This window comes from Micrococcaceae bacterium Sec5.7, from assembly GCA_039636785.1.
Taxonomy (GTDB): Bacteria; Actinomycetota; Actinomycetes; order Actinomycetales; family Micrococcaceae; genus Arthrobacter.
Window position 1 is genome coordinate 969,460 of sequence record CP144169.1, and the last position, 24,806, is coordinate 994,265.

Annotated in this window: 25 protein-coding genes and 1 tRNA gene; 16 read left to right on the forward strand and 10 right to left on the reverse strand. The window is 64.1% G+C overall.

All coding sequences use genetic code 11. The features are described 5' to 3' along the window. Positions 1-81: 81 nt before the first annotated feature. From V3C33_04460 to V3C33_04495, 8 genes are all read left to right on the forward strand, one after another. Entirely contained in the window at positions 82-822 is a 741-nt protein-coding gene (locus V3C33_04460) for a sugar phosphate isomerase/epimerase (protein XAS68565.1), read from the forward strand. Next, positions 819-1,943: a Gfo/Idh/MocA family oxidoreductase gene (locus tag V3C33_04465; protein XAS68566.1), complete on the forward strand. Its 1,125-nt coding sequence runs from the start codon at positions 819-821 to the stop codon at positions 1,941-1,943. The genes V3C33_04460 and V3C33_04465 overlap by 4 nt, the downstream gene beginning before the upstream one ends. 75 nt (positions 1,944-2,018) lie before the next feature. Continuing rightward, a complete protein-coding gene (locus V3C33_04470) occupies positions 2,019-3,338 on the forward strand; it encodes a sugar ABC transporter substrate-binding protein (protein XAS68567.1) in 1,320 nt (439 codons plus the stop codon). Between the two features lie 67 nt (positions 3,339-3,405). Next, complete coding sequence (locus V3C33_04475; protein XAS68568.1) at positions 3,406-4,419, forward strand: sugar ABC transporter permease; 1,014 nt, start codon at positions 3,406-3,408, stop codon at positions 4,417-4,419. Beyond that, positions 4,412-5,251 (forward strand): carbohydrate ABC transporter permease, encoded by an 840-nt coding sequence (locus V3C33_04480; GenBank protein XAS68569.1) that lies wholly within the window; start codon positions 4,412-4,414, stop codon positions 5,249-5,251. The genes V3C33_04475 and V3C33_04480 overlap by 8 nt, the downstream gene beginning before the upstream one ends. 57 nt (positions 5,252-5,308) lie before the next feature. Next, entirely contained in the window at positions 5,309-6,496 is a 1,188-nt protein-coding gene (locus tag V3C33_04485; GenBank protein ID XAS68570.1) for a Gfo/Idh/MocA family oxidoreductase, read from the forward strand. A gap of 40 nt (positions 6,497-6,536) precedes the next feature. Beyond that, on the forward strand, positions 6,537-7,532 hold the full coding sequence (locus tag V3C33_04490) for a sugar phosphate isomerase/epimerase (protein XAS68571.1): 996 nt from the start codon (positions 6,537-6,539) through the stop codon (positions 7,530-7,532). A gap of 393 nt (positions 7,533-7,925) precedes the next feature. After that, complete coding sequence (locus V3C33_04495; protein XAS68572.1) at positions 7,926-8,477, forward strand: GNAT family N-acetyltransferase; 552 nt, start codon at positions 7,926-7,928, stop codon at positions 8,475-8,477. A 66-nt stretch (positions 8,478-8,543) separates the two neighbouring features. On the opposite strand, the gene V3C33_04500 is transcribed toward V3C33_04495, so the two are convergent. Continuing rightward, positions 8,544-8,885 (reverse strand): lipopolysaccharide assembly protein LapA domain-containing protein, encoded by a 342-nt coding sequence (locus V3C33_04500; protein XAS68573.1) that lies wholly within the window; start codon positions 8,883-8,885, stop codon positions 8,544-8,546. Positions 8,886-8,993: 108 nt separating this feature from the next. After that, complete coding sequence (locus V3C33_04505) at positions 8,994-9,683, reverse strand: hypothetical protein (GenBank protein XAS68574.1); 690 nt, start codon at positions 9,681-9,683, stop codon at positions 8,994-8,996. Between the two features lie 507 nt (positions 9,684-10,190). Here V3C33_04505 and V3C33_04510 point away from each other — a divergent pair. The 3 genes from V3C33_04510 to V3C33_04520 all read left to right on the forward strand — a co-directional run bounded on the left by V3C33_04510 (position 10,191) and on the right by V3C33_04520 (position 13,439). Beyond that, complete coding sequence (locus V3C33_04510) at positions 10,191-11,888, forward strand: multicopper oxidase domain-containing protein (protein XAS68575.1); 1,698 nt, start codon at positions 10,191-10,193, stop codon at positions 11,886-11,888. A 146-nt stretch (positions 11,889-12,034) separates the two neighbouring features. After that, positions 12,035-12,733: a DsbA family oxidoreductase gene (locus tag V3C33_04515; protein ID XAS68576.1), complete on the forward strand. Its 699-nt coding sequence runs from the start codon at positions 12,035-12,037 to the stop codon at positions 12,731-12,733. A 43-nt stretch (positions 12,734-12,776) separates the two neighbouring features. Further along, positions 12,777-13,439, forward strand: a complete 663-nt coding sequence (locus tag V3C33_04520; protein ID XAS68577.1) for a TetR/AcrR family transcriptional regulator — start codon at positions 12,777-12,779, stop codon at positions 13,437-13,439. A 7-nt stretch (positions 13,440-13,446) separates the two neighbouring features. Here the strand turns inward: V3C33_04520 and V3C33_04525 are convergent, their stop codons facing one another. Further along, positions 13,447-14,121: a LytR C-terminal domain-containing protein gene (locus V3C33_04525; GenBank protein ID XAS68578.1), complete on the reverse strand. Its 675-nt coding sequence runs from the start codon at positions 14,119-14,121 to the stop codon at positions 13,447-13,449. Continuing rightward, entirely contained in the window at positions 14,114-14,413 is a 300-nt protein-coding gene (locus V3C33_04530; GenBank protein XAS68579.1) for a type II toxin-antitoxin system VapB family antitoxin, read from the reverse strand. Before V3C33_04530 ends, V3C33_04525 begins: the two co-directional genes overlap by 8 nt. Positions 14,414-14,559: 146 nt before the next feature. Between V3C33_04530 and V3C33_04535 the strand changes: the two genes are divergently transcribed. After that, complete coding sequence (locus V3C33_04535; protein ID XAS68580.1) at positions 14,560-15,489, forward strand: hypothetical protein; 930 nt, start codon at positions 14,560-14,562, stop codon at positions 15,487-15,489. A 279-nt stretch (positions 15,490-15,768) separates the two neighbouring features. Beyond that, positions 15,769-17,184: a stealth family protein gene (locus tag V3C33_04540; protein ID XAS68581.1), complete on the forward strand. Its 1,416-nt coding sequence runs from the start codon at positions 15,769-15,771 to the stop codon at positions 17,182-17,184. A 61-nt stretch (positions 17,185-17,245) separates the two neighbouring features. On the opposite strand, the gene V3C33_04545 is transcribed toward V3C33_04540, so the two are convergent. From V3C33_04545 to V3C33_04565, 5 genes are all read right to left on the reverse strand, one after another. Beyond that, positions 17,246-18,187 carry a phosphodiesterase gene (locus tag V3C33_04545; GenBank protein ID XAS68582.1) on the reverse strand — a complete coding sequence of 314 codons (942 nt, stop codon included), beginning with the start codon at positions 18,185-18,187 and terminating at the stop codon, positions 17,246-17,248. 55 nt (positions 18,188-18,242) lie between these two features. Next, the gene (locus V3C33_04550) at positions 18,243-18,545 is read right to left on the reverse strand and encodes a TOBE domain-containing protein (GenBank protein ID XAS68583.1); all 303 of its coding nucleotides are present in this window, start codon (positions 18,543-18,545) and stop codon (positions 18,243-18,245) included. A gap of 398 nt (positions 18,546-18,943) precedes the next feature. Then, on the reverse strand, positions 18,944-19,429 hold the full coding sequence (locus tag V3C33_04555; protein ID XAS68584.1) for a glutathione peroxidase: 486 nt from the start codon (positions 19,427-19,429) through the stop codon (positions 18,944-18,946). A 126-nt stretch (positions 19,430-19,555) separates the two neighbouring features. Next, complete coding sequence (locus tag V3C33_04560) at positions 19,556-20,863, reverse strand: M23 family metallopeptidase (GenBank protein XAS68585.1); 1,308 nt, start codon at positions 20,861-20,863, stop codon at positions 19,556-19,558. 115 nt (positions 20,864-20,978) lie between these two features. Then, entirely contained in the window at positions 20,979-21,356 is a 378-nt protein-coding gene (locus V3C33_04565; GenBank protein XAS68586.1) for a MarR family transcriptional regulator, read from the reverse strand. A gap of 160 nt (positions 21,357-21,516) precedes the next feature. Here V3C33_04565 and V3C33_04570 point away from each other — a divergent pair, with 160 nt between their 5' ends. Further along, positions 21,517-22,950, forward strand: a complete 1,434-nt coding sequence (locus tag V3C33_04570) for an MFS transporter (protein XAS68587.1) — start codon at positions 21,517-21,519, stop codon at positions 22,948-22,950. A 115-nt stretch (positions 22,951-23,065) separates the two neighbouring features. Beyond that, positions 23,066-23,977, forward strand: coding sequence for an oxygenase MpaB family protein (locus V3C33_04575; protein ID XAS68588.1), 912 nt, complete (start codon positions 23,066-23,068; stop codon positions 23,975-23,977). A 92-nt stretch (positions 23,978-24,069) separates the two neighbouring features. On the opposite strand, the gene V3C33_04580 is transcribed toward V3C33_04575, so the two are convergent. Continuing rightward, positions 24,070-24,154: transfer RNA gene (locus V3C33_04580), tRNA-Ser, on the reverse strand. 320 nt (positions 24,155-24,474) lie between these two features. Here V3C33_04580 and V3C33_04585 point away from each other — a divergent pair. After that, a complete protein-coding gene (locus V3C33_04585; GenBank protein ID XAS68589.1) occupies positions 24,475-24,798 on the forward strand; it encodes a hypothetical protein in 324 nt (107 codons plus the stop codon). Positions 24,799-24,806: the final 8 nt, after the last annotated feature.

The following is a 24,806-nucleotide window of genomic DNA, read 5'->3' on the forward strand; positions in this document are numbered from 1 at the left end:
CGCCCTTGGATGTGCCCACGAGCGTTCATAGGAAACCAGGCGCCGCGGCTGCGGCTCACACCACAACGACGAGGAGAGACAGTGTCATACTCGATCCAGCTCTACACGGTCCGAAAGGCTCTTGAAGAGGATCTGGCCGGAACCATCAAGAAGCTTGCCGAGATCGGCTTCACCATGGTTGAGCCCTACCGTTTCGTCGCCAAGGCCGCTGAACTGAAGCAGGCCCTGGCGCAGAACAACCTCACTGCACCTTCCGGTCACGCGCCCCTGCTCAGTGATGACCAGGACGCCATTTTCGCCGCTGCCCAGCAGCTCGGCATCGGCACTGTCATCGACCCCCACGTTCCGATCGAGCGCTGGAACTCCCTCAATGACATCAAGGAAACCGCAGCACAGCTCAATGCGGCAGCCGCGAAGGGCGCCGAATACGGGGTCCGTGTGGGCTACCACAACCACTGGTGGGAGGTTGAGTCCGTCATCGACGGCAAAACCGCCCTGGAGCATCTGGCCGACAACCTGGATCCAGCCGTCGTGCTTGAACTGGACACGTACTGGGCCGCCGTCGGCGGCCAGAATCCGGCGGAGCTGCTTGAACGGCTCGGCGAGCGCGTTAAGTTCATCCACATCAAGGACGGTCCGCTGACGTCCGATCCGTCCAGCCAGGTGGCCGTGGGCGACGGCAAGATGGCCATCTGGGATGTCATCAGCGCCGCCGGCTCCCTCGAGGCCGGCGTGATCGAACTGGATGACTTCCAGGGCGACATGTTCGACGCCGTCCGGGACAGCTACAACTACCTCAGCGCCGGAAAGGTGTCAGCATGAACGGCGGCGCGCTCAGGACAGGACCCGTGGGGGTAGGCATCATCGGGGCCGGGGTCATCAGCAAGCAGTACCTCGACAACCTCACGAGCTTCCCGGACATCAAGGTTGTGGCCATCGGCGATCTTTTCGAGGATGCCTCCGCCGCCCGCGCTGCAGAGTACAACGTGCCTGTCCACGGCGGGGTGGATGCTGTGCTGGGCAACCCGGACGTTGAGATCGTCATCAACCTCACCATCCCGGCAGCCCATGTTGAAGTTGCTACCCGGGCGGTAAACGCCGGCAAGCACGTCTGGAGCGAAAAGCCATTCTCGCTTGACCGTGAAAGCGGCCGCGGACTACTCAAGGCCGCAGACGCCGCGGGCATGCGCCTCGGCTGTGCACCGGATACCTTCCTGGGCGCCGGTCTGCAGACGGCCCGGCGGATGATCGAGCACGGAGACATCGGCGTTCCGCTCACGGCGCTGACTCTCATGCAGTCCCCTGGTCCGGAATCGTGGCACCCCAACCCTGCCTTCCTGTTCCAGGACGGCGCCGGTCCGTTGTTTGACATCGGCCCCTACTACCTCACCGCGCTGGTCCAGACCTTCGGCAGCATCAGCCGCGTGGCAGCCTTCGGCTCCAAGTCCCGCGAGACGCGGATCATCGGCTCGGGACCGAAAGCCGGCGAAGAGTTCGCCGTCACGGTTCCCACCCATGTGAGCTCCATCCTGGAGTTCGACGGCGGTGAATCCGCCCAGAGCATCTTCAGCTTTGATTCACCATACAAGCGCGCCGGGTTTGTGGAGATCACGGGCACCGAAGCCACCATCGCCTTTCCGGATCCGAACAATTTCGACGGCGATGTCAGGATCTGCGCCAATGGTGCCGACGACTGGACCACCGTCCCGTCCGTCGGTTCCACGGCAAGCCGCGGCGCCGGAGTGCTGGAGATGGCCAGGGCACTTCGTGAAGGACGCCCGCACCGGGCACAGGGCGAACTCGCCTTCCATGTTCTGGACACCATGGCTTCCATTGCCGAGTCCATCGACACCCGCGCCTTTGTTGAGGTCCAGAGCTCCGCTGCACCCGTCCCCGCACTCCCCGAGGACTGGGACCCCGCTGCAGCAACGCTCTCCAACTGAGCCTCCAGCTTAATCAGGCTCTACCCGTTCCACTCACCTAGCACCAGCTCGACGACGAGAAAAACCGGAGCAACCATGAAGAAACCATTCAGAATGCTGTCGGCCCTGGCGGCCACTGCTGCGATGACCCTTGGGCTCAGCGCTTGCGGAGGCAGCCCCCAGGCCACCAGCGACACCATCACTTACTGGGCATCGGACCAGGGCAATAACCTGGATGACACCGCAGCAAAACTGAAGCCGTCACTGGACCGCTTCACTGAAAAGACCGGCGTCAAGGTCCAGCTTGAGGTCATCAGCTGGACCGACCTCTACAACCGAATCCTGACTGCTGTTACAAGCGGCGACGGCCCGGACGTCCTGAACATCGGAAACACCTGGGCCGTGACCCTGCAGGAGACCGGCGCTTTCGAGCCGGTGGAAGGCGCGCTGTTGGACGCCGTGGGTGGCAAGGACCGCTTCCTGCAGACCAGCTGGTCCACCGGCGGTGCGGAAGGCAAGACTCCGACGTCGGTGCCGCTCTACGGCCTGGCGTACAACATGTACTACAACACCAAGATGTTCAAGGAAGCCGGCATCGCGAAGGCACCGGTTACCTGGGATGAGTTTGTGGCGGACGCCAAGAAGCTCACCAAAGACACCAACGGTGACGGCAAGCCGGACCAGTGGGGCTTTACCGCCGCCGGGGCTTCGGTCTCGGCCAACTCCCACCAGGCGTTCGTCCGCGGGCTACAGAACGGCGGCACTCTCTTCGACAAGGACGGCCAGCCGACCTTTGACAGCGACGCCCAGGTTGCGGGCGTCAAGCAGTTCATCGATCTGATGGCAAACGACAAGGTGATGTCGCCGTCGGACGCCGAAATAAGCCAGGGCGCCCAGAAGATCGACAATCTCATCAATGGCAAGGCTGCCATGCTGTTCGATCAGAGCCCGCTGAAGAACTTCGGCGCCCGCGGTTTCAAGGACTGGGCTGTTGCCCCCGTCCCCATGTTGACTGCAGGAGCCACCGGTGATGCCGGCACCCAGAGCCACGTTGCAGGCATCAACCTGAGCGTCTTCAAGAACAGCAAGAACAAGGAAAATGCCATCAAGCTGGCCGGCTTCCTGACCAGCGATGCCGAACAGGTGGCACTGAACACGTCATATTCTTCGCTGCCGGTGGTTACCGGTGCATCCGGTGATCCCGCCTTCCAGACCGATGAGGTCAAGGCCAAGCGCGATGCTCTGGCCAGCCACTCCCTGCCCATGCCGCTGATCGCAAAGGAGGGGCAGATGGAAACCCTGACGGGCACGGCCATCAAGAACCTCTTTGCCAAGGCAGCCACGGGAACCGTGTCTGAGGCAGACATCAAGGCGGCCCTCAAGGACGCCAACAACCAGATGGCTGCGGCCCAGTAACCAAGCCTCCTGGGTGCGGGGGCGCTGCCCTACCGCAGTGCCCCCGCACCCAGGCTAAGGAGTTCCTATGTCACACTCAGCCCTGGACAGCAGCCGCGCCGCTGCCGGCAGCGAACCTGCCCCCGATCCCGCCCCCGGCCCGCCGGAAAATACCACTGCACCGCCCCTACGGAAGCGCCGCCGTTCATTCCTCCCGTACGGACTGATCCTCCCGGCCGCAATTCTTGAAGTACTGATCCACATCGGCCCCATGCTGCTGGGCATCTGGATCGCCTTCATCTCCCTGACGCAGCTCAACCTCACCAACTGGCTCAACGCCCCGTTCGTCGGCCTGCAGAACTTCATCAACGGCCTCAACCCGGACAGCACCATCGGCCAGGCCTTCTTCAGCACCGTGGGCCGAACCCTGCTCTACACCGTTCTGGTGGTGGGCTTCTCCTGGATCCTGGGCATGGCCGGCGCCGTTTTCCTCTCGTCCAACTTCAAAGGCCGTGCAATCCTGCGCACGTTCTTCCTGGTCCCCTACGCCCTGCCCGCCTACGTGGGTACCATCGCGTGGGCCTTTATGTTCAACCAGCGCGACGGCGCCGTGAACCAGATTCTGGTCGACACGCTGCACCTCTTCGGTGATGAGCGCCCGTTCTGGCTCCTGGGCCAGAACTCCTTCGGCGCCATGATCATTGTCAACGTGTGGCAGTTGTGGCCCTTCGCGTTCCTGATGCTGATGGCTGCGCTGCAGAACGTCCCCACAGACGTATACGAGGCCGCCGCGATCGATGGCGCCAGTCTGTGGCAGCAGTTCCGCACCATCACCCTGCCCATGGTGCGCCCGGCAAACGGCGTGCTGTTGATGGTGATGTCCCTCTGGACGTTCAACCAATTCAATATCCCGTTTGTTCTCTTCGGCGCGGCATCGCCCAAGGAAGCCACCTTGGTTTCGCCGCTGATTTACCAGAACTCCTTCGGCAGCTGGAACTTCGGGCTGGGCGGCGCCATGAGCGTCCTGCTTCTGATCGCCCTGTTCATCGCTTCCGTCTTCTACATCCGCATGGTGCTGCCCAAGGGGGACGACAATGATTGAGACCCGCAATTTCCGGATTCTGAGGAATGTGGTGTTGACCATTCTCTCCGTGTGGGTGGCAGTGCCGCTCTACGTGGTGGTGTCCACCTCACTGAAGCCGCTCAAGGACGTCTCCGGGTTATTCCAGTGGATCCCCCGCGAAATCACGGCTTCGCCGTACTTCGACATCTGGACCACCGTTCCGCTGGCCAAGTACTTCCAGAACAGCCTGATCATCACGGTCTGCGCCACACTCTGCTCGGTGACTGTCGCCGTGTTGGCCGCATACGCCATCGCCCGTCTTCAGTTCAAGGGCAAGCGCGCCTTCAGCCTGACGGTGCTGTCCACCCAGATGTTCCCCGGCATCCTGTTCCTGCTGCCCCTGTACCTGATCTTCACGCAGATCCGGAACCTCACGGGACTTCAGCTGCAAGGTTCGTACATGGGTCTGATCATCACGTACATGACGTTCACCCTGCCATTCGCCATCTGGATGCTTAGCGGGTACTTCGCCTCCATCCCCAAGGAGCTCGAGGAAGCGTCCATGATCGATGGCACCGGCCGGATGGGCGCCCTGTTCCGGGTAGTCCTTCCCGTTGCCAAGCCGGGCATCATTGCGGTGGCGGTGTATTCCTTCATATCGGCCTGGGGCGAAGTGCTCTTTGCCTCCGTGCTGACCAACGAAGCCACCAAGACACTGTCACTCGGTCTCAAGTCCTATGCAAGTGAGTCGGATGTCTTCTGGAACCAGCTCATGGCCGCCTCCGTGGTAGTCAGCCTGCCGGTCCTCATCGGCTTCATCCTGGTCCAGAAGCACCTGGTTGCCGGCCTGTCCGCCGGTGCCGTCAAGTAGCCACGCCAGCCACCGCACAGGCAACCACCAACCTAATTCCCGTTGAGGAGCACCACCATGACGACGGCGCAAACAGCACCACCGCCGCCGCACCGCGGCACCACCCCCCTGGGCGTAGCCATGATCGGCTACGCGTTTATGGGCAAAGCGCATTCGAATGCCTGGCGGAACGTTTCCAGCTATTTCGACGTCCCGGCCTTCGAGCAGAAGGTGCTGGTGGGCCGTGATCCGTCCGGGGTGGCCGAAGCCGCTGTCCGCTATGGCTGGGCGGAGTCGTCCACGGACTGGCGGTCGGTGATCGCCCGCGAGGACATTCATGTTGTGGATATCTGCGCACCGGGCTTTATGCACGCCGAGATCGCGGTCGCCGCCCTGGCGGCGGGCAAGCACGTGCTGGTCGAAAAACCCCTGGCCAACACCGTGGCGGAGGCCGAGGCCATGTCAGTTGCGGCCCAGGCCGCCAGGGCGAACGGTGTGCAGTCCATGATCGGCTTCAATTACCGCAGGGTTCCGGCATTGGCGCTCGCCCGGGAACTCATCGCCGAGGGCCGGCTCGGCACCATCCGGCACGTCCGTGCCGCTTATCTGCAGGACTGGCTGGTGGATCCCGAGTCCCCCATGACGTGGCGGCTGAACAAGGAAACCGCCGGTTCCGGGGCGCTGGGCGACATCGCCTCGCATGCGATTGACCAGGTGCTGTTCCTCCTCGGGGACCAGGTCACCGACGTCTCCGGCCGCACGCACACGTTCACCACGCACCGCCCGGGGCCGGCCGGCCTGGAGGAAGTAACGGTCGACGACGCCGCCTGGGCAACGCTGTCCCTCGCCTCAGGGGCAATCGCCTCAGTGGAAGTTTCACGCGTGGCCACCGGCCAGAAAAACTCGCTCAAACTCGAGATCTACGGGGACAAGGGAGCCATCCTTTTCGATCTGGAGTCCCTGAATGAGCTCGGTTTCCTGGACGCCACCCTCCCCGCTCGTGAGCAAGGATTCCGGCGGATCCTGGTCAATGAACCGGAGCACCCCTATCTGGAAGCGTGGTGGCCGCAGGGCCACACTCTCGGCTGGGAACACTCCTTCACACACGAGATCCGCGATTTCCTGCTGGCCATTGGGTCCGGGACCCAGCCGTCGCCGTCGTTCGAGGACGGATTGGAAGTCCAGCGTATTCTGGCCGCAATGGAGGAAAGCTCCGCAGCGAAAAGCTCGATCATCCAGCTGAGCATTCCGCCCAGCGCCCGGTAAGACACCATCACTGACCAGCAGTCTTCTGAAGGAGCCTGACATGCCCCGCCCGTACACCCTGTTCACCGGCCAGTGGGCCGACCTCCCCTTCGAGGAAGTCGCCCGCCTCGCCTCCGGCTGGGGCTACGACGGCCTGGAAATCGCCGTCTCCGGCGACCACCTGGACGCGTGGCGCTGGGACGAGCCCGGCTACGTCGAGTCCAAGCTCGCGGTGCTGGAGAAATACAACCTCAAGGTCTGGGCCATCTCCAACCACCTCAAGGGCCAGGCAGTGTGCGATGACCCCATCGACTTCCGCCACCAGGCCATCGTGGGCTCCAAGGTCTGGGGCGACGGCGATCCCGAGGGCGTCCGCACCCGCGCCGCCGAGGAAATGAAGCACACCGCCCGGCTCGCCAAAGCGCTCGGCGTGGACACCGTCGTCGGGTTCACCGGCTCCTCCATCTGGCAGTACGTGGCCATGTTCCCGCCCGTCCCCGTTTCGGTGATCGACGCCGGCTACCAGGACTTCGCGGACCGCTGGAACCCAATCCTGGACGTCTTCGACGAATGCGGAGTCCGCTTCGCCCACGAAGTCCACCCCTCCGAAATCGCCTACGACTACTGGACCACCGTCCGCACCCTCGAGGCGATCGGCCACCGCGAAGCCTTCGGCCTGAACTGGGACCCATCTCACTTTATGTGGCAGGGCATCGACCCCGTGTCCTTCATCTGGGACTTCAAGGACCGGATCTACCACGTGGACTGCAAGGACACAAAGCTCCGCCCCACCGGCCGCAACACCGTCCTCGGCTCCCACCTGCCCTGGGGCGATCCGCGCCGCGGCTGGGACTTCGTCTCAGCCGGCCGCGGCGACGTCCCTTGGGAGTCGTCCTTCCGCGCCCTCACCGCGATCGGCTACAACGGACCCATCTCCGTGGAATGGGAAGACGCCGGCATGGACCGTCTCCACGGCGCCCCCGAGGCCCTTGCCGCCCTGAAGAAGTTCGACTTCCCGCCGTCGAACACTTCCTTCGACGCCGCGTTCAGCCAATAGCCTGCCTACGGCTATATGGCCCGCAAGCCGCCGAACGGCAGTTGCATGGTTGACTGCTGTGAGCCAGAATCCCGGCACAACCCGGTCTGTCACCATGGAGGACGCCGCCCGCGAGGCCGGGGTCAGCCGGGCTCTCGGGTCCTTCGTGATGCGCGATTCGCCAAAGGTTCGGCAGCCACGCGCAGTGCCGTCCTGGAAAGCGCGGCCGTTCTGGGGTACTCCCCCAACAGGCTGGCCGGCAGGCTGGCAGCCTGCGCACCAGGACCATGGGCGTGCTGGACGACCACTTCCGCCGGCTGTCCCCGGACGAGGACGTGGAACTGGGCCGGATCGAGGGGCTCCCGGTAGCCGCGGCTGCGCTCCACGAGGCCTCCGCACGCTAGAGTTTTTTTCATGACACACACCATCCGCAAGGCAACGGCGGACGACGCCGGGAGGCTCGCCGAGCTGGCAGCCGCCACCTTCCCGCTGGCGTGCCCGCCGGGTTCCTCACCGGAGGACATCGCCGCGCACATTGCCAGCACCCTGGGCGAGGATCACTTCCGCGGGTACCTGGCGGATGCTGAGATCACCGTCCTAATTATCGACGCCGGCGGAGAGCTGCGGGGCTACAGCCTGCTGGTGTCGCGCCCGGCGCAGGACCCGGACGTTGCATCGGTGCTGAGCCTGCTGCCTTCCGCCGAACTCAGCAAGTGCTACGTCCACCCGGACCACCACGGACTCGGCGCTGCCGCGGAACTGATGCGCGCCACCATCATCTCCGCCGCAGCCAGCGGCGCTCACGGCGTATGGCTGGGCGTCAACAGTGAGAACGCCAAAGCCATCCGCTTCTACGAAAAATCGGGCTTCCGGCGGGTGGGCACCAAGTCCTTCAGGCTGGGCAGCACTGTTGAGCACGACTTCGTGATGGAGCGTTCCGTCAGCGCACCGCCCAACCCGGCATGAGGCGGAAGACCGTTGCGTTCGTAACGGTTGCGATCTGGGTCTTACTTGCTCCGCACCCTCTGGCGGTTACTCAGGTCTGATCGGGGCCTTGCGGGTGCGGCGGGCCATGGTCCTGAGCTGGATGATGCGGGCAGCCCCGGCAACGGCCACGAGGACACCGCCACCCACCGCTCCGATGAACAGTGCGATACCGAGGGAGACGGTTCCGGCCAGGCCGAAGTAGCGCAACGTGACCATATCCTGGTTCTGCAGGATGAACGCGATGAGCAGCATCAGCAGCACCAGTCCGAAAGCCGTGGCAGCCCAGGCCATGCCGGCCCGCGTGGTCCTGGGCTTCAGGCCCTTCGCAGATGCTACCGGCTCAGGGCCAGGCGGCTGACCTCCCGAGACTGTTGGGTCTGTTGTCATCACCGGGACCTCGCAATCTGAATGGACAGGTTTTCGTACCGAAGCGCCTGCTGCCTGCCTTCGGCCGGTTTGGGGGCAGGGTCAGCCCGGCGGGACTCCGGTCCTGAATCACCGGCTTCCATCTGGGTGCGGCGCCTCAGGTTCCGTGTCGTCCGCCGGTGTGGTCGAACCCGCGCCGCCACCGTCCCAGGCCTCGCCGCGGTGAGGGTGGGCAGGCGAATCTCCGACTGGACGGGCATTGTCTGAGCCGAGCCCCCCTGCGCTTGATTCCGCCGAATCTACCGGGCGTGGCTCCGGAACATGCCCGAAAGCGCGCCGGAGAATGAAAGCTGCGACGACGGCTGCCGCCAGAATACAGGCAACGAGCGAGGCGTTTCCGGCAGCTTTGGAGCCGCGTCGGGAGCGGCGCAGCTCCTTGGAAGCCAGGCGGGCGGCGCGCACGAGGGCTTTCTGTCCGTCTCTGACGGCCTTTTTGTTGCCGGTGACGGCGCCGGCGAAACCTTGAACGCGGACCGGTACCGTCGCTCTTGAGAGTTCGTCGGCCAGGTGTTCGGCTGTGGCCGCGAGTCTGTGCGTGATACTCCGTCCGGCTCTGTCTGCCACCTGGCCGGCAGTATCCACGAATCCAAGGGCCAGGCCGTCCGCCCGTTGGGCAAGTTCATCGGAAATCCAACTCAGCCTGTTCCGGATTTCCGGTGAGGCCCTGTCCAGGGCCTCCTGGATTCTGGCGGCCGCGTGCGTCAGGACCTCCTCGGCCGCGGGCGGTCCAGGATGCTTACCTGCCCGTAATTTCATCATTACGGCCTCCCTGGTTCGCGGCTGTCTGGGACAAGACTACGCCGCTAGTCCGGGGTGCGGTATGTCTTGGCGAAAGAACCCTCAGCAGGCGGATCGGCCAGGGACTCCTGTCTCTTACCCGTCAGGTTGCACCTCTTCCGGGAGCTCCGCACCGATAAGCAAATCGAACCCGGCGAAAGCGTCAGCACTATCTGTCCCTCGACAGCTTTCATAGCAGAATGTCGTGGTCATCAACGGCGATAGGGCGAATTCGGCCGAGCGCCGAAGGCGGCTTCTCCCAGCAATGGGCCGCAGGGGCGCGGCAGCTCCCCAGTGTTTTTCCAAGGTCCAAAGAGCACCATTTGAACATCTAAGAGCAAGCCGTCACCTGGAACTGGACGGCGTGGACCATGAATTCGTTGTACCAGGGCTGGACGGCCTGAACCCCGTCAGGCGGCCACTGGGAAGCCGGCCCGATTCCCTCACCCGCCACAACAGCCGGCACGACGTACCACTTTAGGAGAGGTCATGACCACCCGCAGGGAAGTTCTGAAGCTGGGCGCGCTGGGCGCCTTCGGCGTGGTCGGCATAAAGGGTTCAGACCCCGCCGTCCCGCCGCCCACTACCACCGCCCTCATTACCTCGAGTCTGCTGGCTCCCCGGAACATGCCGGTTCCCTATAGAGGGATATTCCGTCGGCCGCCGGTGCTTGCGCCGTTTGCAACGGGCCTCGACGACGGTGACCCGGCGCGCCCCTTTGCCCGGTATGCCCTCACCCAAAAGCTCGGTCGGGCTCAATTCGTGCCGGGGCTGATGACGACCCTGGCCGGGTACAACGGCATCTTTCCCGGCCCCACCATCCGGGCCAGGCAGGGCACCCGGATCGAGGTCCGGATTCGCAACGCCTTCCCGGGGCCCGGCCTGCTGTATCCCGGGGCCTTCAAAACCGTCACGCACCTGCACGGCTCGGCGTCGCTTCCCCAGTACGACGGTTACGCCAACGACATCACCGTGCCGGGAAACGTCAAGAACTACCACTATCCCAACTGGCAGACGGCGCGGACCCTCTGGTACCACGATCACAAGCACCACGTGACCGCTCAGAACGTGTACTCGGGCCTGGCCGGGTTCTACCCGCTGTCCGACCGGCTCGAGCGTGCGCAGTTGCCGCAGGGCGAGTTCGACGTGCCGCTCATGCTCTCGGACGCCCTGTTTAACACCGACGGCTCGCTGGGATACAACGACAACGACCAGAAGGGGCTGTGGGGTGACATCATCATGGTCAACGGGGTGCCGTGGCCCACCATGAAGGTCAAGCCCCGCATCTACCGCTTCCGGGCGCTGGCCGCCTCGATTTCCCGTTCGTACCGCCCCACCCTGTCCACGGGTGACCCGGTCTACATCGTGGGCACCGATGGAGGCATGGTGCCCAAGGTCCAGGCAGTTGCGTCGTGGCGGCAGGGCACTGCGGAGCGCTACGAGATCCTCGTGGACTTCCGAAGATACCGGGTCGGGCAGATGATCGAGCTGCGCAACCTAAGCAACAAGAACAACGTGAACTTCGCCAACACGGGCAAGATCATGCGCTTCGAGGTCGTGGCCAACTCGGGCTCAGGCGCCGGCTCAATCTCCGCGATCCCTACGACGCTCGACGACGGCGGGGCGCCGAATGCGGCTCAGGGCGGGGTCGCCACGATGAGCCTGACCCCGGAGATGGCCGTGGCCAAGCGGCACCTCAAGGTCAATCGAGAGCACGGAGAATGGACGATCAACGGGGTCCGCTGGAACGATGTGGAGAGGTCCGGGTTCACCAAGCTGTTCGGCAATCCCCAGCCCTTTGACGTTGAACAGTGGACCATCACGAACGAGTCCGGCGGCTGGTTCCACCCGGTCCACATCCACCTGGTCGACGGCAAGGTCATCGCCCGCAACACCAACGGCGGAAAACCGTTCGCATGGGAGAGGGGGCCCAAGGATGTCTACTACGCGGGCGAGAACGAGTCCATCACGGCGCTCATGCAGTTCGACACCGGACCCGGCGCCGGAGGACGCTACATGATGCACTGCCACAACCTGGTGCACGAGGACCACGACATGATGGTGCAGTTCTCCGTAGGTGATCTGCGGAACAACGACCCGATCACCTCTGACCCGCCCGTCCGTGACACCCTGCCCGCGGATCACTTCCGTCCGGTGTACCTGCCCGGGTTTCCGGCCGGGACCTGACATGATGACCGTTTGAGTTGGCTCCACCCCGGCGCTGGATTCATCCATTGGTTTCCTGCGTAGGAGGGCAGGGATATCGCCACACTGTGAGCAATCCAACAGCACCCCGGAGGAATGCCGCCGCACCCCCAGCGGTTGTGACAAGCATGAAGATTGAGATCTGGTCAGACGTCGCGTGCCCGTGGTGCTACATCGGCAAACGCCGTTTTGAAGCCGCCCTGGCCGAGTTCCCGCACCGCGATTCCGTGGAGGTGCAGTGGCGCAGCTACCAGCTGGACCCCACGCTCCCGGAACACTACGACGGCACGGAGCTGGACTACCTCAGCACCCGAAAGGGCATGGCTCCGGAGCAGGTCACGCAGATGTTTGATCATGTGGCCGCCCAGGCCAAAGGCGAGGGGCTCAACTACCGCTTTGACGACGTCGTGGTGGCCAACAGCTTCACCGCCCACCGGCTGATCCATCTGGCGGCTGCCCACGGGAAGCAGGATGCCGCCAAGGAACGCCTGCTCAGCGACCACTTCGAGCACGGCAAGGACATCGGCCACCAGGCATACCTCACCTCGTTGGGGCAGGATCTGGGACTCGACGCCGGCGAGCTGGCGGAGCTGTTCACGACTGATAAATACTCAGACGATGTCCACCAAGATTTCGCCGAGGCCCGCGCCCTGGGCATCAGCGGTGTGCCGTTCTTTGTGATCGACCGCAAGTTCGGGCTCTCCGGCGCACAGCCTTCCGAGACCTTCACTGAGGCACTCAACCAGGCATGGCAGGAGACGCACCCTCTGGTACCGGTGGGCGGCTCCGATGCCAATGCGTGCGGACCGGACGGCTGCGCCATCTAGCCGCGGCCGGAGGTTTGCTGACAGATCACGGTAAAGTGTCTGTATGCCTAGGATCTCTGCCGCGAGCAACGCCGCCCAACGCGCCGAGACCCAGCACCGCATCCTCACCGCCTTCGGGAAACTCCTCTTCACGCACGGGCTTCCCGGCCTGACAATGACGGACGTCGCACGCCATGCCGGTGTGGGACGCACCGCCGTGTACAACTACTACGCGGACATCGAAGAGCTGCTCATCGCCTACGCGCTGGACGAGACCGAGCGCTTCCTGACGGACCTGCGCGGGTCACTGAAGAGCCTGGAAAACCCGGTGGAACGCCTGGCCGTGTATGTCCGCGCCCAGGTGGAGGATCTGGCCCGGCGGCACCTGCCGCCCGGCCCCGCCATGGGCGCAGTGCTCTCGCCGGCTTCCTTCGCCAAACTCGCGGATCACGTAGGGGAACTCAGCGTGCTGCTGCAGGACATTCTCGGCGACGGCATGGCACAGGGCTATCTGCCGGAGGCGGATATCGAGCAGCAGGCGCAGCTGGTCCACGGCACACTGTCCTCCAGCGCCGCACGCGGCAGCGGCCGGGAGGAGGACCTTGAGGACAGAATTTCGCGGACGGTGCGGTTCATCCAGTTGGGCGCCGGGGCCAGGTTCGACGACGACGGCCGCCCCCTGCGCGTCAGCCGGCCACCCGCGACGGCCAGCCAAGCGCCCGCCTAGCTAAGAATCAGGGCTTTGCAGCCTTCGTCGGAACGACCGGCAACTTCGAGTCATCGGCAATCCGCCGGCTTTCGCGCGGGCAGGAGAGCATCCCGGGCGTCTGGTCCACGAGCTCTGGTTTGGCGAGCTGTTTGTAGTCGCCGGTCAGGATGACATCCACAGTGGCATCGGAGCGGTCATCCTGGAAGTAGTCGGATCCGGGAAGGTTGCGCTGGACGCTGAAGGCCGCGGACTGGCCTGCGGCGCCGGAAACCACTGCGGCCACACCGCGGTAGGACGTTTGTGTGTTGGACACCTTGCCCACAATGAATTTTCGCTTGCGGAAATCATCGGCCACTGACCGCGCCAGTCCGGGGCGGGTGGTGGAGTTGAAGACGTTGAGGTTGATTTTCGCGTTGGGTGTGTAGTCGAAGGTTGCAGACGGGCACAGCGAAACAGCCTCGTGGCTGGCCAGCGCCGTCGGAAGTTTGATCTGTCCGTTCATGACGCCCAGCGCGGCAATGATTCCAGAGCTGATGAGGCCCACCAGCAGGACCAGCACCGCACCGTGCACAATCCGGTGGCGAACCCGGACGGGGTTGTCCAGGGCGCTGTCCTGCTCCTCAAAGGTTGCTCGAAGCTCCGGGCCGGTGACCACGCGGTGCCCGTGCAGGACTGTGACGTCCTTCGGTTTTCTAGCCATCGATCACCAGCACACGGGCGTGGATGGCGGTGCGCTGGTGCAGGGCGGTGCGGACCGCGCGGTGCAGCCCGTCTTCCAGGTACAGGCTTCCGCGGTACTGCACCACGTGCGGGAAGAGATCGCCGAAGAACGTGGAATCCTCGGCCAGCAGCGCTTCAAGATCCAGGGTCCGCTTGGTGGTCACCAGTTCGTCCAGCCGGACGGGACGCGGGGGAAGCGCCGCCCATTCTTTGGGCGTGTTGTAACCATGGTCGGGGTAAGGGCGTCCCTCGCCCACAGCTTTGAATATCACCATCCCAGCCTAGGCAGCTTGTGGGTTCAAGGGAATGTGTTGCCCCCTGCGTCCCAAGGTTGTAGCCAAACAGTGACCATCTGTCATTTGCCGGACGGTGGGGCGGCTTCGCTCGGGCGGCGGACACCGGCTGGCAGAATGGAGCCATGACTGCATCCGAGACCTCCGCCGAATCTCCGTCCGGCACCCGTCCGCCGTCGGCCCCTGCACTTGCCCTCCTGCTGGATGTGGACGGCCCCGTGGCCAGTCCCGTCACCCGCGAGGTGAGGCCGGAAATCATTGCGGACATGGTGGCGCTGGCCACCGCCGGGATCCCTGTCATTTTCAACACCGGACGCTCCGATGCGTTTATCCGCGAACAGGTGATGGAGCCCATGATCGCCGCCGGGATGCCGGCCGGGACTGTCATTCACGCCATCTGTGAGAAGGGCGCGGTCTGGTTCAGCTACACCGTCGCGGGTCCGGGCACCATCCACGTTGATCATGAACTCGCCGTGCCCAAGGCATACGGCGATGACGTCCGCCGGCTCGTGGCCGAGGATTACTCAACGCACATGTTCTTCGACGAAACCAAGCGGGCCATGGTGTCGGTGGAGCAGCACATCGCCGTTCCCAGTTCCGATTACCTTGACGAGCAGAAGCTGTTCGACGCCGATGCCCTGGAACTTATGGCCCGGCACGGGCTCGGTGTGGTGATGCTGGACCACCACGCCCCGGATTCGGATGACCAGGTGGACTACCGGGTTGACCCCACCATCATTTCCACGGACATCGAGTCGGTGCGGCTGGGCAAGGATCTGGGTGCGAGCCGGGCTGTGGAGCTACTGGCAGCGCAGGGAATCACCCCGCAGGCCTGGCGGACCGTAGGCGATTCGCGCACGGACTATGCCATGGCCGACTGGCTGCACCACAACGATCACCCCGTGAAGCACGTTGACGTCCGCCCGGCGGACGGTGTGCCGGTCAAGCCGTACCCGGTGCTGACGGCTGCGGATCTGGGGCTGGGGACTGATGTGATTCACGACGACGCCGGCGGGGCCTTCCTGCGAAGCTGGCGCGAAGCGCTGGGCTGCTGAGCCGCCGGTGGTCGAGCTTGTCGAGACCCAGCCCGGTTTTTCTGCCCGCGCTATCATGCAATAAGAGACGTATTCCCTTTTTCAGCTCGGAGAAACACCATTACAGACACAACGGTTCAGGACGATGTTTACTACGGCGGCCCGGCATCCGACGACGGCCGCAGCCATCCGGAAGTAACGTCCCCGGCGGCTGTTGCCCGCCTTAAAAACCGTCCTGACGTTATCCGTCACAGGGGCCGTTATGCGCTGATAAACCACAACCGGACGCCTTTCCAGGCCATGGTTGAAGACCTGCTGTTCCTGCGGAATGTGCTGGCCGACGCCGGCATCGACTACCTGCTGGTGCGTGGAAACAACCACCGGCCGGTCATCGCGCTGGACTGGAAAGACCGCAAGAAGCTGCGGGCAGCGCTCGTGGAAGCCTGCCGCGACGAGCCCGTGTACTCCATGACCGTGGACGCGAAGAAGAAATCATCTGTGCTGGTGGCTGACGGCGAACTCTCGCCCAACCGCAAGGCCCGGATCTTCCGTCTGTACCGTCCGCGCGTTGAACCGGATGGCGGCTTCGAGTTCGGCTCCTCCGCCGGCGTCCAGCTGGAACTCTGGAGCTTCGAGCACGATCAGCTGCTCCTGCCGATCGAGAACTCGCTGACCCGCCGCACCATGCTGACCCACGACGCCGTGCGCGGCACCGTTGAGCGGTACGGGCACACCTGGCCCACCATAGAGAACATGTTCGCGGACCACGCGAGCGATATCAGCTTTGATATTGATCTGGTGTTCTCCTGGGTGGACGGAAGTTCGCCTGAGTACGTCGCCGCCCGCCGTGCCCGCATGGAAGGCGTTGTGGTGGGGGAAGGCGATGACCACGAAGCCCGCTTCCGGCAGATCGACGAGCTCAAGTACGCGCTGCGGTCCGTCTACATGTTTGCACCCTGGATCCGCAGGATCTTCATTGCCACCGACTCCCCCGCCCCGGCCTGGCTCGCGGACCACCCGTCCGTGACCATTGTCCGGAGTGAGGAATTCTTCGCGGATCCGTCAGTGCTGCCCACGCACAATTCCCAGGCCGTGGAATGCCAGCTCCACAACATCGACGGCCTGTCAGAGCACTTCCTGTACTCCAACGACGACATGTTTTTCGGCCGCCCCGTTGGCCCGGACCTGTTCTTCACACCGGGCGGGATCACCAAGTTCATCGAAGCCGAGACGCGCATCGGGCTGGGTGACAACGACGCCGAGCGCAGCGGCTTTGAAAACGCCGCCCGCGTGAACCGCAAACTCCTGTGGACCCGGTTCGGACGCATCACCACCCGTCACCTCGAGCACACAGCGGCGCCGCTGCGGCGAAGCGTGGTGGCCAGGATGGAGCGCGAGTTCCCGGCCGAATTCAAGAAGACCGCGGCGAGCCGGTTCCGCGCGGCGGACAACATCTCGGTGACCAACTCGTTCTACCACTACTACGCCCTGCTGACCGGGCGGGCTGTGACGCAGACTGCTGCGAGGGTCCGGTACGTGGACACCACCGCCCGGGCCGGGCTGAACTACCTGCCCAAGCTGCTTTCCAAGCGGAATATGGACTTCTTCTGCCTCAATGACGGCAGCTTCCCCGAGGTTCCAGCAGAAGAGAGGGCACAACTGGTCACCGAATTCCTGGAGAAGTACTACCCCATCAAGGCTCCCTGGGAAAAGTAGGGCACCATCCCGGTGGTCGAGCTCGTCGAGACCCAGCGATTTCGGCAGGCTCAATCACAGGTTACTTGCGTGTGAGGATCGGACGGCGGGACGGCGTCTTCGCCACACCCTCGGGTTTCGCCTTCCTAGGGATGCGGATGCCGGCCGCCGCTAGCCGCCGTTGCGTCTCCGCCGGGCTGACATACTCCCCTACTGTGGGGGTACTGCCGAGCAGCACAACCGAATGCACGATCGTGTGCTCATACACGTGCACCAGGTTGAACGCCTGCCCGCCGTCGCGGCCGCGCGTTCCGCCGACTGCCACGTTGAGGTCCTGGGTGTAACACGTGGCGGACGCAACGGACACCGGGATGCCGGCGAAGCTCGCCGTCGTCGAATAATGCAGGTGGCCCGCCAGGATTGTGCGGACGTCCGAGTTGCGCAGCACAGCGGCCAGCGCGGCCTGGCCGCGGAGTTCCACCAGAACGGCGAGGTCCAGCACGGAGGGGACCGGCGGGTGGTGGAGCGCCAGGATGGTGCCGTCCGGAGCAGGAGTTGCCAGTTCCGCGGACAGCCATTCGAGCTGGGCGTCGCTGAGTTCGCCATGATGAAAACCCGGAACCGACGTGTCCATGGTGATGACGCGGAGTCCGTTGATGAAGTAGCTGTGGTCCACGGGGGAATCGTCGGCGGGCTGGTCCAGCAGGCCGGTGCGGAAGTTGGCCCGGTTGTCGTGGTTGCCCATGGCCCAGATGACCTTGGCTTTGAGAGCCTTGCAGGCGGGTTCCACAATGGCCCGGAGTTTGGCATAGGCCTCGGGATCGCCCTGGTCTGCCAGATCGCCGGTGAAAATCACGGCTTCCGGGCGGGCGCCGGAGGCAAGGACCTCTTCGAAAAGCTGGATGAGGCGGGCTTCACTGTCCACTGCGCCATGGAGGGGGTCCGGACCTCCCAACAAGTGGGGGTCGCTCAGGTGGAGTAAAAAGTGGCGTGGCCGGGGGTGTTCGGCCTCGATGAGCTCCATTGCTGCCTTCGCGGTTGGTGGGAAGCGGCGCTTCCCTTGTACCTCTCAGTACACTTCATCCAATCAGACATTTGGCTAACAATGTCTTAACGCTTGCAGGCATGTTGAAAAAGTCGACGACGGCGGCGTCCGGGCTCGGCTCGCGCAGCTGGAGCTCGTGGCCCCCGGCAGTGAGCCGGTGGCGGATGCTGGCGCCGAGGTTGGTGGAGGAAACAAGCGTGGCTTCACCACCGTTTTCGGCTCCCGCAGCAGACCTGAATTTGAGGCGCTCCGGGCGGATGGAGATGGCGTAGTTTTCCCCCGTCACGCCGCGGTCAGCCACAGCGGCCAACACTTCAGTCGCGGCGCAGACCATCATCAAAGTCTTCTCGGACTCGTCGAACCGCCGGCTGGGCGGACTCAGCCACGAAGAAGCGGCGAGGCTTCAGCCGACGTCAGCAACGGGGCCAGCGCCCGGGCTGGCCAGGACGGATGGTTCAATCATCGCGCCGTTGGCGGACGAAGCCCGGCTGAGCGCCGCCGCGGATCTCGACGCGGCCGGACGTGCCCTGTCCGGCTCCCCGCAGGGCATGGCGTATTCGCGGCCACGGCATCGCGAATCTGCACGTGGCCGCGTGGCTGCGGAATCTCGAAGTGAGCGGCATGAGTTCATTGCCAGGGACCTCGCCGGACACGGCGTAACGACGGTGGAAACAATACTGGTGGGCAGTGCCGGCAAACGCCCGGGCAGTCTGGGGCGGCAGCCCGCCGCTACTGTCAGCCGAGCGCCTTCTCGATGGCGTCAATAACCTCAGCCGAGTCAGGCTCAACAGTGGGAGCAAAGCGCGCCACGACTTCGCCGTCGCGGTTTACCAGGAACTTCTCAAAGTTCCATTTCACCAGGCCCGGAAGCACACTGATCTTGAATTTGGTGAGTTCGGCGTAGAGCGGGTGCAGGTCCTTGCCGCGGACGTTGGCCTTGACGGTCAGCGGGAATGTCACGCCGAAGTTGCGCTCGCAGAACTCCGCGATCTCGTCGTCGCTGCCCGGTTCCTGACCTGCGAACTGGTTGCAGGGCACGCCCAGGACCTCGAGGCCCTTGTCCTGGAATTTTTCGTACAGTGCTTCCAGTCCGCCGTACTGGGATGTGAAGCCACACCGCGACGCCACATTGACCACCAGCACCACATTGCCTTTGAAACGGCCGAAGTCAGTTTCGGTGCCGTCGTTGAGTGTGAGCGGGATGGAGTACAGGGAAGTCACAGGGCTTTTCCTCGCTAAGTTGGTCATGTTTCCAACAGCCAAGACTACCGGCGCATTCCTGTTGGCTGCTGCCGGTGCGCGAACCCATGCCCGGCAGCGCCGTGGGTGCGGTGTTGTGACCCTCTGCTAAGGCGCGGCGGTGGGGGTGGCTGTAACGGTTTCCGTCGGCGTGGCCGTGGGGGTCGGAATCACGGTAGGCGTCGGGGTAGGCGTCGGGGTCTCGGTAGGCGTCACCGTAGGGGTCGGCGTCGGGGTAGGCGTCGGGGTCTCGGTAGGCGTCACCGTAGGGGTCGGCGTCGGGGTCGGCGTCACGGCGGGAGTCGGCGTCGGGGTCGGCGTCGGGGTCGGCGTCACGGCGGGAGTCGGCGTCGGCGTCGGTGTCGGTGTCGGTGTCGGTGTCGGTGTCGGTGTCGGAGTCGCCGTGGTTTTGGTGGCGGGCTTCGGCTTCACCGTGACCGTCGGCTTGGAGGAAGAGCTTGTCGACAGACTGGGCTTGGAGCTCGCGGCCGGCCTGGGTTTGGCCGCAGACGCTGCCGGACCCACTGGCGCTCTATTGTCAGCCGGGCCGGCAGCCACGGGAATGGCCCAGCCGGCGGCACTGGCCGTCGCGGGATCGTAACTCGTCATGACGGTCGGCACCAGCGGCTCCAGCTGGCTGATGGGAATCAGAGTCCAGTTCAGCGGGTTCTCGTGTTTGCCGTTCTTGATCACTTCAAAATGGAGGTGGCATCCGGTGGAGGAGCCGGTTGTGCCGACCTTGGCGATGATCTCGCCCACGCGGATGGGATCGCCCGTCTTGACGGAGATTCCCTGAAGGTGGTTGTAAGTGGTGATGAGCCCGTCGCCGTGGTCAATCTCTACACGGTTGCCGCCGCCCCACGGATGCCATCCCACAGCCCTCACTATGCCCGCATCAGCGGAATAGACACGAGTGCCGCAGGCAGCCGCAAAGTCCTGGCCCCAATGAAATTCACCGGCCTCGCCGGTGATCGGGCTGCGCCGGAACCCGAAAGGGGAAGTGGGGTTGAGCAATTCCAACGGGGCCATCAGGAACCCGTTCGCAGGGCGCTTCAGGACCGCAGAGGCCACGCCCGGAGTCCTGGCCGTTACGTTGGACTTGGCAACGGCTGCCTCGGACGTCGTGTCTACCGCGGTACGGCCATACGAAAGTTTCGCCAACGAATCAGCGGTGAGATCGCCCGGCACGTCACGTCCGGAGAATGCTTGCCCCGGATCCAGGAGGCCCGGGCCAACCACGCCGCTGGGGGCAGCGGTCGGGGCCGCTCGTGTGCTGTCCAAGGAATCCGCAGGTCCCCGGAAGCCAAACGCAAAAATGGAAAGTGCCACGACCACGGACGCCGAAAGACCGCGCAGAACCAGACGGCCTGGGCCGCTTATCCGCGCTGTCGAACCGATGCCGCCGTGAGTCCCCACACAATTCTCCTGAACGTGACCCGCCAGAAGCCAATCTCTACCGGCGTCTTCCAATGTGACCACAATACGAATGGTGAGGGAACCCCCTAAAACGGGGGGTCCGCTTCGTCTTCCGTCAGGCCAGGTTCTCTTTCAGCAGCTCACGGTGTGCCACCGCGGCGTTCGCATGGAGGGTACGGCCGGCATCGGTCAGTTCCAGGAACAGCGAGCGGCGGTCGTCCTCGCAGGAATGCCTGCTGATCAGACCGGCCTTCTGCAGCCGGTCCACCACCTTGGACATGGCGCTCTGGGTCATGGGCGTACGTTCGCCGAGCTGCTTCATGCGGCAGGCCGATTCGGTGCTGTCCGCCACGAGGTCCAGGATCTCGAATTCGTTAAGGCCGATACTGAATCTTGCTTCAAGCTCGCGGTCGATTGCACCGGCGGTCCGGAAGTAGGCGCTCTGGATGCTGCGCCATTCCTCAACGAGTTGCCGGTCCTGGGGTGTTGCCATGCAGAGATTCTAGTTCATGACGAAAATAAAATCCACGTCATAATATTCCTTGTCATTGAATGACATGTCATATACATTGATCGCTATGACCTCACTTTCCACCCTTAGAAGATCAGCCGGGGAACGTCACACCCCCGTCCGCTGGACCCGCGCACAGTGGATGCTGCTCCTGGTTCTGTGCACCGTGCTTGCCCTCGACGGCCTGGACGTCTCGATGGTGGGCGTGGCTTTGCCCTCCATCGGCCGCGAACTCAATCTGGGAACCGATTCGCTGCAATGGATCGTCTCCGGGTATGTGCTCGGCTACGGAAGTCTCCTCCTCCTTGGCGGGCGGATGGCGGACCTGTTGGGCCGCCGTCGTATATTCCTCATCGCCCTCAGCGTCTTCGCTGCAGCCTCGCTGCTGGGCGGACTGGTGGACAACCCCACCCTCCTCATCGCAACCCGCTTCGTCAAGGGACTGGCCGCGGCATTCACGGCACCCACCGGGTTCTCCATCATCACCACCAACTTCGCGGAGGGTCGCGAACGCAACCGTGCGCTTTCCATATTCACCACCTTTGGCGCCAGCGGATTCTCCCTGGGCCTGGTGGTGGGCGGGCTGATGACCACCATGAGCTGGCGGTGGACGTTCCTGGTTTCGGTGCCGATCGCCGTCGCCGTTGTATTTCTTGCCCGGAAGTTCATTCCGAAGGACAACCCGGCAGACCAGCAGCAGGACAGCGGGCACGATGTCTGGGGCGCCGTAACCTTGGCGCTCGGCATGCTGGGCCTGGTTTACACGCTGGTTTCGGCACCGGAGAAGGGCTGGGGATCTGTGGCAACTATCGCCGGGTTCGTGGTTTCCGTGGCCGTGCTGGCGGCGTTTGCAGTGATCGAAAACCGTGTGAAGCATCCGTTGATCCGCTTCAGTATTTTGAAGGAAGGCTGGGTGGCGCGGGCCAACCTGAGCGCCGTGGGCCTGTTCGGTTCATACCTGAGCTTCCAGTTCATCGTCACCCTGTTCCTGCAGACGGTGCTCGGCTGGAGTCCGCTCAACATGGCACTGGCCCTGTTGCCGGCAGGACTGCTGGTGGCGTCGAGCGCGCCGTTCGCTGACCGGCTCATTGAGAAATTTGGTGCCACCCGGCTGATCCTGACCGGGCTGGGGTCGCTCGCTCTCGGCTATGTGTTGTTCCTGCGGGTGGGGACTACTCCCAACTATGCGCTGGACATCCTGCCTTCCGTGGTGCTGCTGGGCATCGGCTTCGCGCTAGCCTTCCCGTCCATCAATGTCCAGGCCACTGCCGGCATCAGAAATTCAGAGCAGGGCCTGGCAGCCGGTCTCATCCAGACAAGTACCCAGGTGGGAGCCGCGTTGGTTCTGGCGGTCACCACCGCCCTGGTCAGCGGTAGCGGCAACGCGTCCGACGGCGGTGCTTCCGCCGCCGGTTCCGGCCCGTCTGGTTCCGGTGCCATGTCGGCCGTTGACGCGGCTGCCATGCTGGCGCAGTACCGCCCCGGCCTGATCCTGAGCGCGGCGGTGGCGATTGCGGCCCTGCTGGTCGCGGCGGCGCCGTCCCGCCGCCGGAAGGCCGTTCTCCCGGCTGACTGACCGCCCGAAATCGCGTGCGGCCCGTATCGCGACGTCACGATGCGGGCTGCACCCGCGATCTCGCCGGGTGACACGATGGCTGCACCCGTCCGCCACCGGTGCGCAACAATGGAACATGCGCAATTTCCTGAGGGAATGGCAGGCCGAACTCAAGCGGGCATTTACCGGGCACCCGGAATCTGCCCCGGATTGGGTGCTGCGGCTCGCGGAGGGTGACGACGCCGGCTACCACCTGCCCGGCTCGGCCGTCTGGGCTGTTCACGGCGCAATGCCAACCATCGTTGGCGGCATCCGGGCACTGCTTATGCAGGCCCTGCATCCGGGCGTACTGGCAGGCGTTTACGATCACTCGAACTTCCGTGAGGACTCTCTCGGCAGACTCGCTCGAACTATCCGCTGGATCTTCACCGTCTCCTACGGCTCCACAACTGCGGCGCGCGAGGCCTCCAACGGGGTGCTGCGCCTGCATGAATCCGTCCGCGGCGGCTACGTGGACGGCCACGGCGTCCCGCGCAGCTACTACGCCAACGATCCCGAGCTCCTCCGCTGGGTACACATCGCCTTTACCGATGCCTTCCTCTCCGCCCACAAGATCTGGGGACGCAGCATTCCCGGCGGCCCGGACGCCTATGTCCGCGAATGGGCACAGGCCGGCCAGCTTATGGGCGTGGCTGCTCCCCCGCTCAGCGAGGCTGAGATGCGTCAACAGCTGGATAAGTGGTATGACGACGGCGACCTCCGCTCCGACGGCAAGGTGGCCGAGACCGTGGCCTTCATCCGCAACCCGCCACTACACCCGGCGCTCCGGCCCGGCTACCGGATCCTCTTCGCGGCGGCGGTGACCAGCCTGGAACCGAAGTACCGCGAGATGCTCGGACTCCGGACGGCGCGGCTAGGTCCCATACCCCTGCCGGTGAGACTGGCAACAAGGGTGACTCTGGGCGTCGTGCATCTTGCACTGGGGAAAGTTGGTCCCAGCGAGCAAGCCGCCCGGCAGCGGATCCGCCGGCTCGGTCTCGCGGCGTAGCTCGCGCAGTAGCTCGCGGCGGGTTCAACACCCCCGGACGCAAAAGGGCCCCGAACGCAGAAAGGCCCCAGTCCAAGGACCGGGGCCAAGCGCGGAGAATGGGGGATTTGAACCCCCGAGGGCGTTAACCCAACACGCGTTCCAGGCGTGCGCCATAGGCCGCTAGGCGAATTCTCCAGTTGCTTCTGAATCAAAAGCAGATACTAGAATACCTGAACTTTTCGGCATCACCCAATTGAGCGGATCGGCCGGGAATCGCTCGGATCAGGGCCGCCGACTGTCGGGTTCACTGCTTAACGTCAAAATGGACGCCCCCAATGCGCCCATTCCTCCGGTAACACCGTTGAGCTGCCGGGTCCGGCCCTCCCACCCAGGCCCTGCGGCTCACAATCTTGAGATTGCCCCATTCGGTGTACATACCTATAGTCCGCCCTGATGAGCCGATAAGCAATGAAAAGTGTCAGCGCTTACACTCAGGTTGCTGGCAGTATTGCTGCATGACCCGGTTGCATGCCCTGGTGGCTTACGTTCCCGCTTCCCATGCCGACGCCGTTCTGGCAGCAATCGGCGACGCCGGCGCAGGGAGGATCGGTGACTATTCACACTGCTCGTTTACCACTCCGGGCACGGGGCGGTTCGCTCCCCTGCCCGGCGCGACGCCCTTCATCGGCCGTGTCGGCTTGGCCGAGCAGGTGCCGGAACTACGGATTGAGTGCGTGGTTGAAGACGGAATGCTCGACGGCGTTGTACAGGCCCTCCGGGCGGCGCACCCTTACGAGGAGCCGGCGTTCATGAGCTGGCCGGTTGACGGGTGTCGGTGATCGGCTTG

Coding starts and splice junctions, on each gene's coding strand:
- V3C33_04520 (XAS68577.1), top strand. CDS start 12,777: ATGCCTAGGATCTCTGCCGCGAGCAACGCCGCCCAACGCGCCGAGACC.
- V3C33_04505 (XAS68574.1), bottom strand. CDS start 9,683: ATGATGAAATTACGGGCAGGTAAGCATCCTGGACCGCCCGCGGCCGAG.
- V3C33_04550 (XAS68583.1), bottom strand. CDS start 18,545: ATGATGGTCTGCGCCGCGACTGAAGTGTTGGCCGCTGTGGCTGACCGC.
- V3C33_04495 (XAS68572.1), top strand. CDS start 7,926: ATGACACACACCATCCGCAAGGCAACGGCGGACGACGCCGGGAGGCTC.
- V3C33_04585 (XAS68589.1), top strand. CDS start 24,475: ATGACCCGGTTGCATGCCCTGGTGGCTTACGTTCCCGCTTCCCATGCC.
- V3C33_04500 (XAS68573.1), bottom strand. CDS start 8,885: ATGACAACAGACCCAACAGTCTCGGGAGGTCAGCCGCCTGGCCCTGAG.
- V3C33_04490 (XAS68571.1), top strand. CDS start 6,537: ATGCCCCGCCCGTACACCCTGTTCACCGGCCAGTGGGCCGACCTCCCC.
- V3C33_04565 (XAS68586.1), bottom strand. CDS start 21,356: ATGGCAACACCCCAGGACCGGCAACTCGTTGAGGAATGGCGCAGCATC.
- V3C33_04465 (XAS68566.1), top strand. CDS start 819: ATGAACGGCGGCGCGCTCAGGACAGGACCCGTGGGGGTAGGCATCATC.
- V3C33_04535 (XAS68580.1), top strand. CDS start 14,560: ATGACTGCATCCGAGACCTCCGCCGAATCTCCGTCCGGCACCCGTCCG.
- V3C33_04570 (XAS68587.1), top strand. CDS start 21,517: ATGCTGCTCCTGGTTCTGTGCACCGTGCTTGCCCTCGACGGCCTGGAC.
- V3C33_04515 (XAS68576.1), top strand. CDS start 12,035: ATGAAGATTGAGATCTGGTCAGACGTCGCGTGCCCGTGGTGCTACATC.
- V3C33_04480 (XAS68569.1), top strand. CDS start 4,412: ATGATTGAGACCCGCAATTTCCGGATTCTGAGGAATGTGGTGTTGACC.
- V3C33_04575 (XAS68588.1), top strand. CDS start 23,066: ATGCGCAATTTCCTGAGGGAATGGCAGGCCGAACTCAAGCGGGCATTT.
- V3C33_04525 (XAS68578.1), bottom strand. CDS start 14,121: ATGGCTAGAAAACCGAAGGACGTCACAGTCCTGCACGGGCACCGCGTG.
- V3C33_04470 (XAS68567.1), top strand. CDS start 2,019: ATGAAGAAACCATTCAGAATGCTGTCGGCCCTGGCGGCCACTGCTGCG.
- V3C33_04540 (XAS68581.1), top strand. CDS start 15,769: ATGGTTGAAGACCTGCTGTTCCTGCGGAATGTGCTGGCCGACGCCGGC.
- V3C33_04510 (XAS68575.1), top strand. CDS start 10,191: ATGACCACCCGCAGGGAAGTTCTGAAGCTGGGCGCGCTGGGCGCCTTC.
- V3C33_04475 (XAS68568.1), top strand. CDS start 3,406: ATGTCACACTCAGCCCTGGACAGCAGCCGCGCCGCTGCCGGCAGCGAA.
- V3C33_04485 (XAS68570.1), top strand. CDS start 5,309: ATGACGACGGCGCAAACAGCACCACCGCCGCCGCACCGCGGCACCACC.
- V3C33_04545 (XAS68582.1), bottom strand. CDS start 18,187: ATGGAGCTCATCGAGGCCGAACACCCCCGGCCACGCCACTTTTTACTC.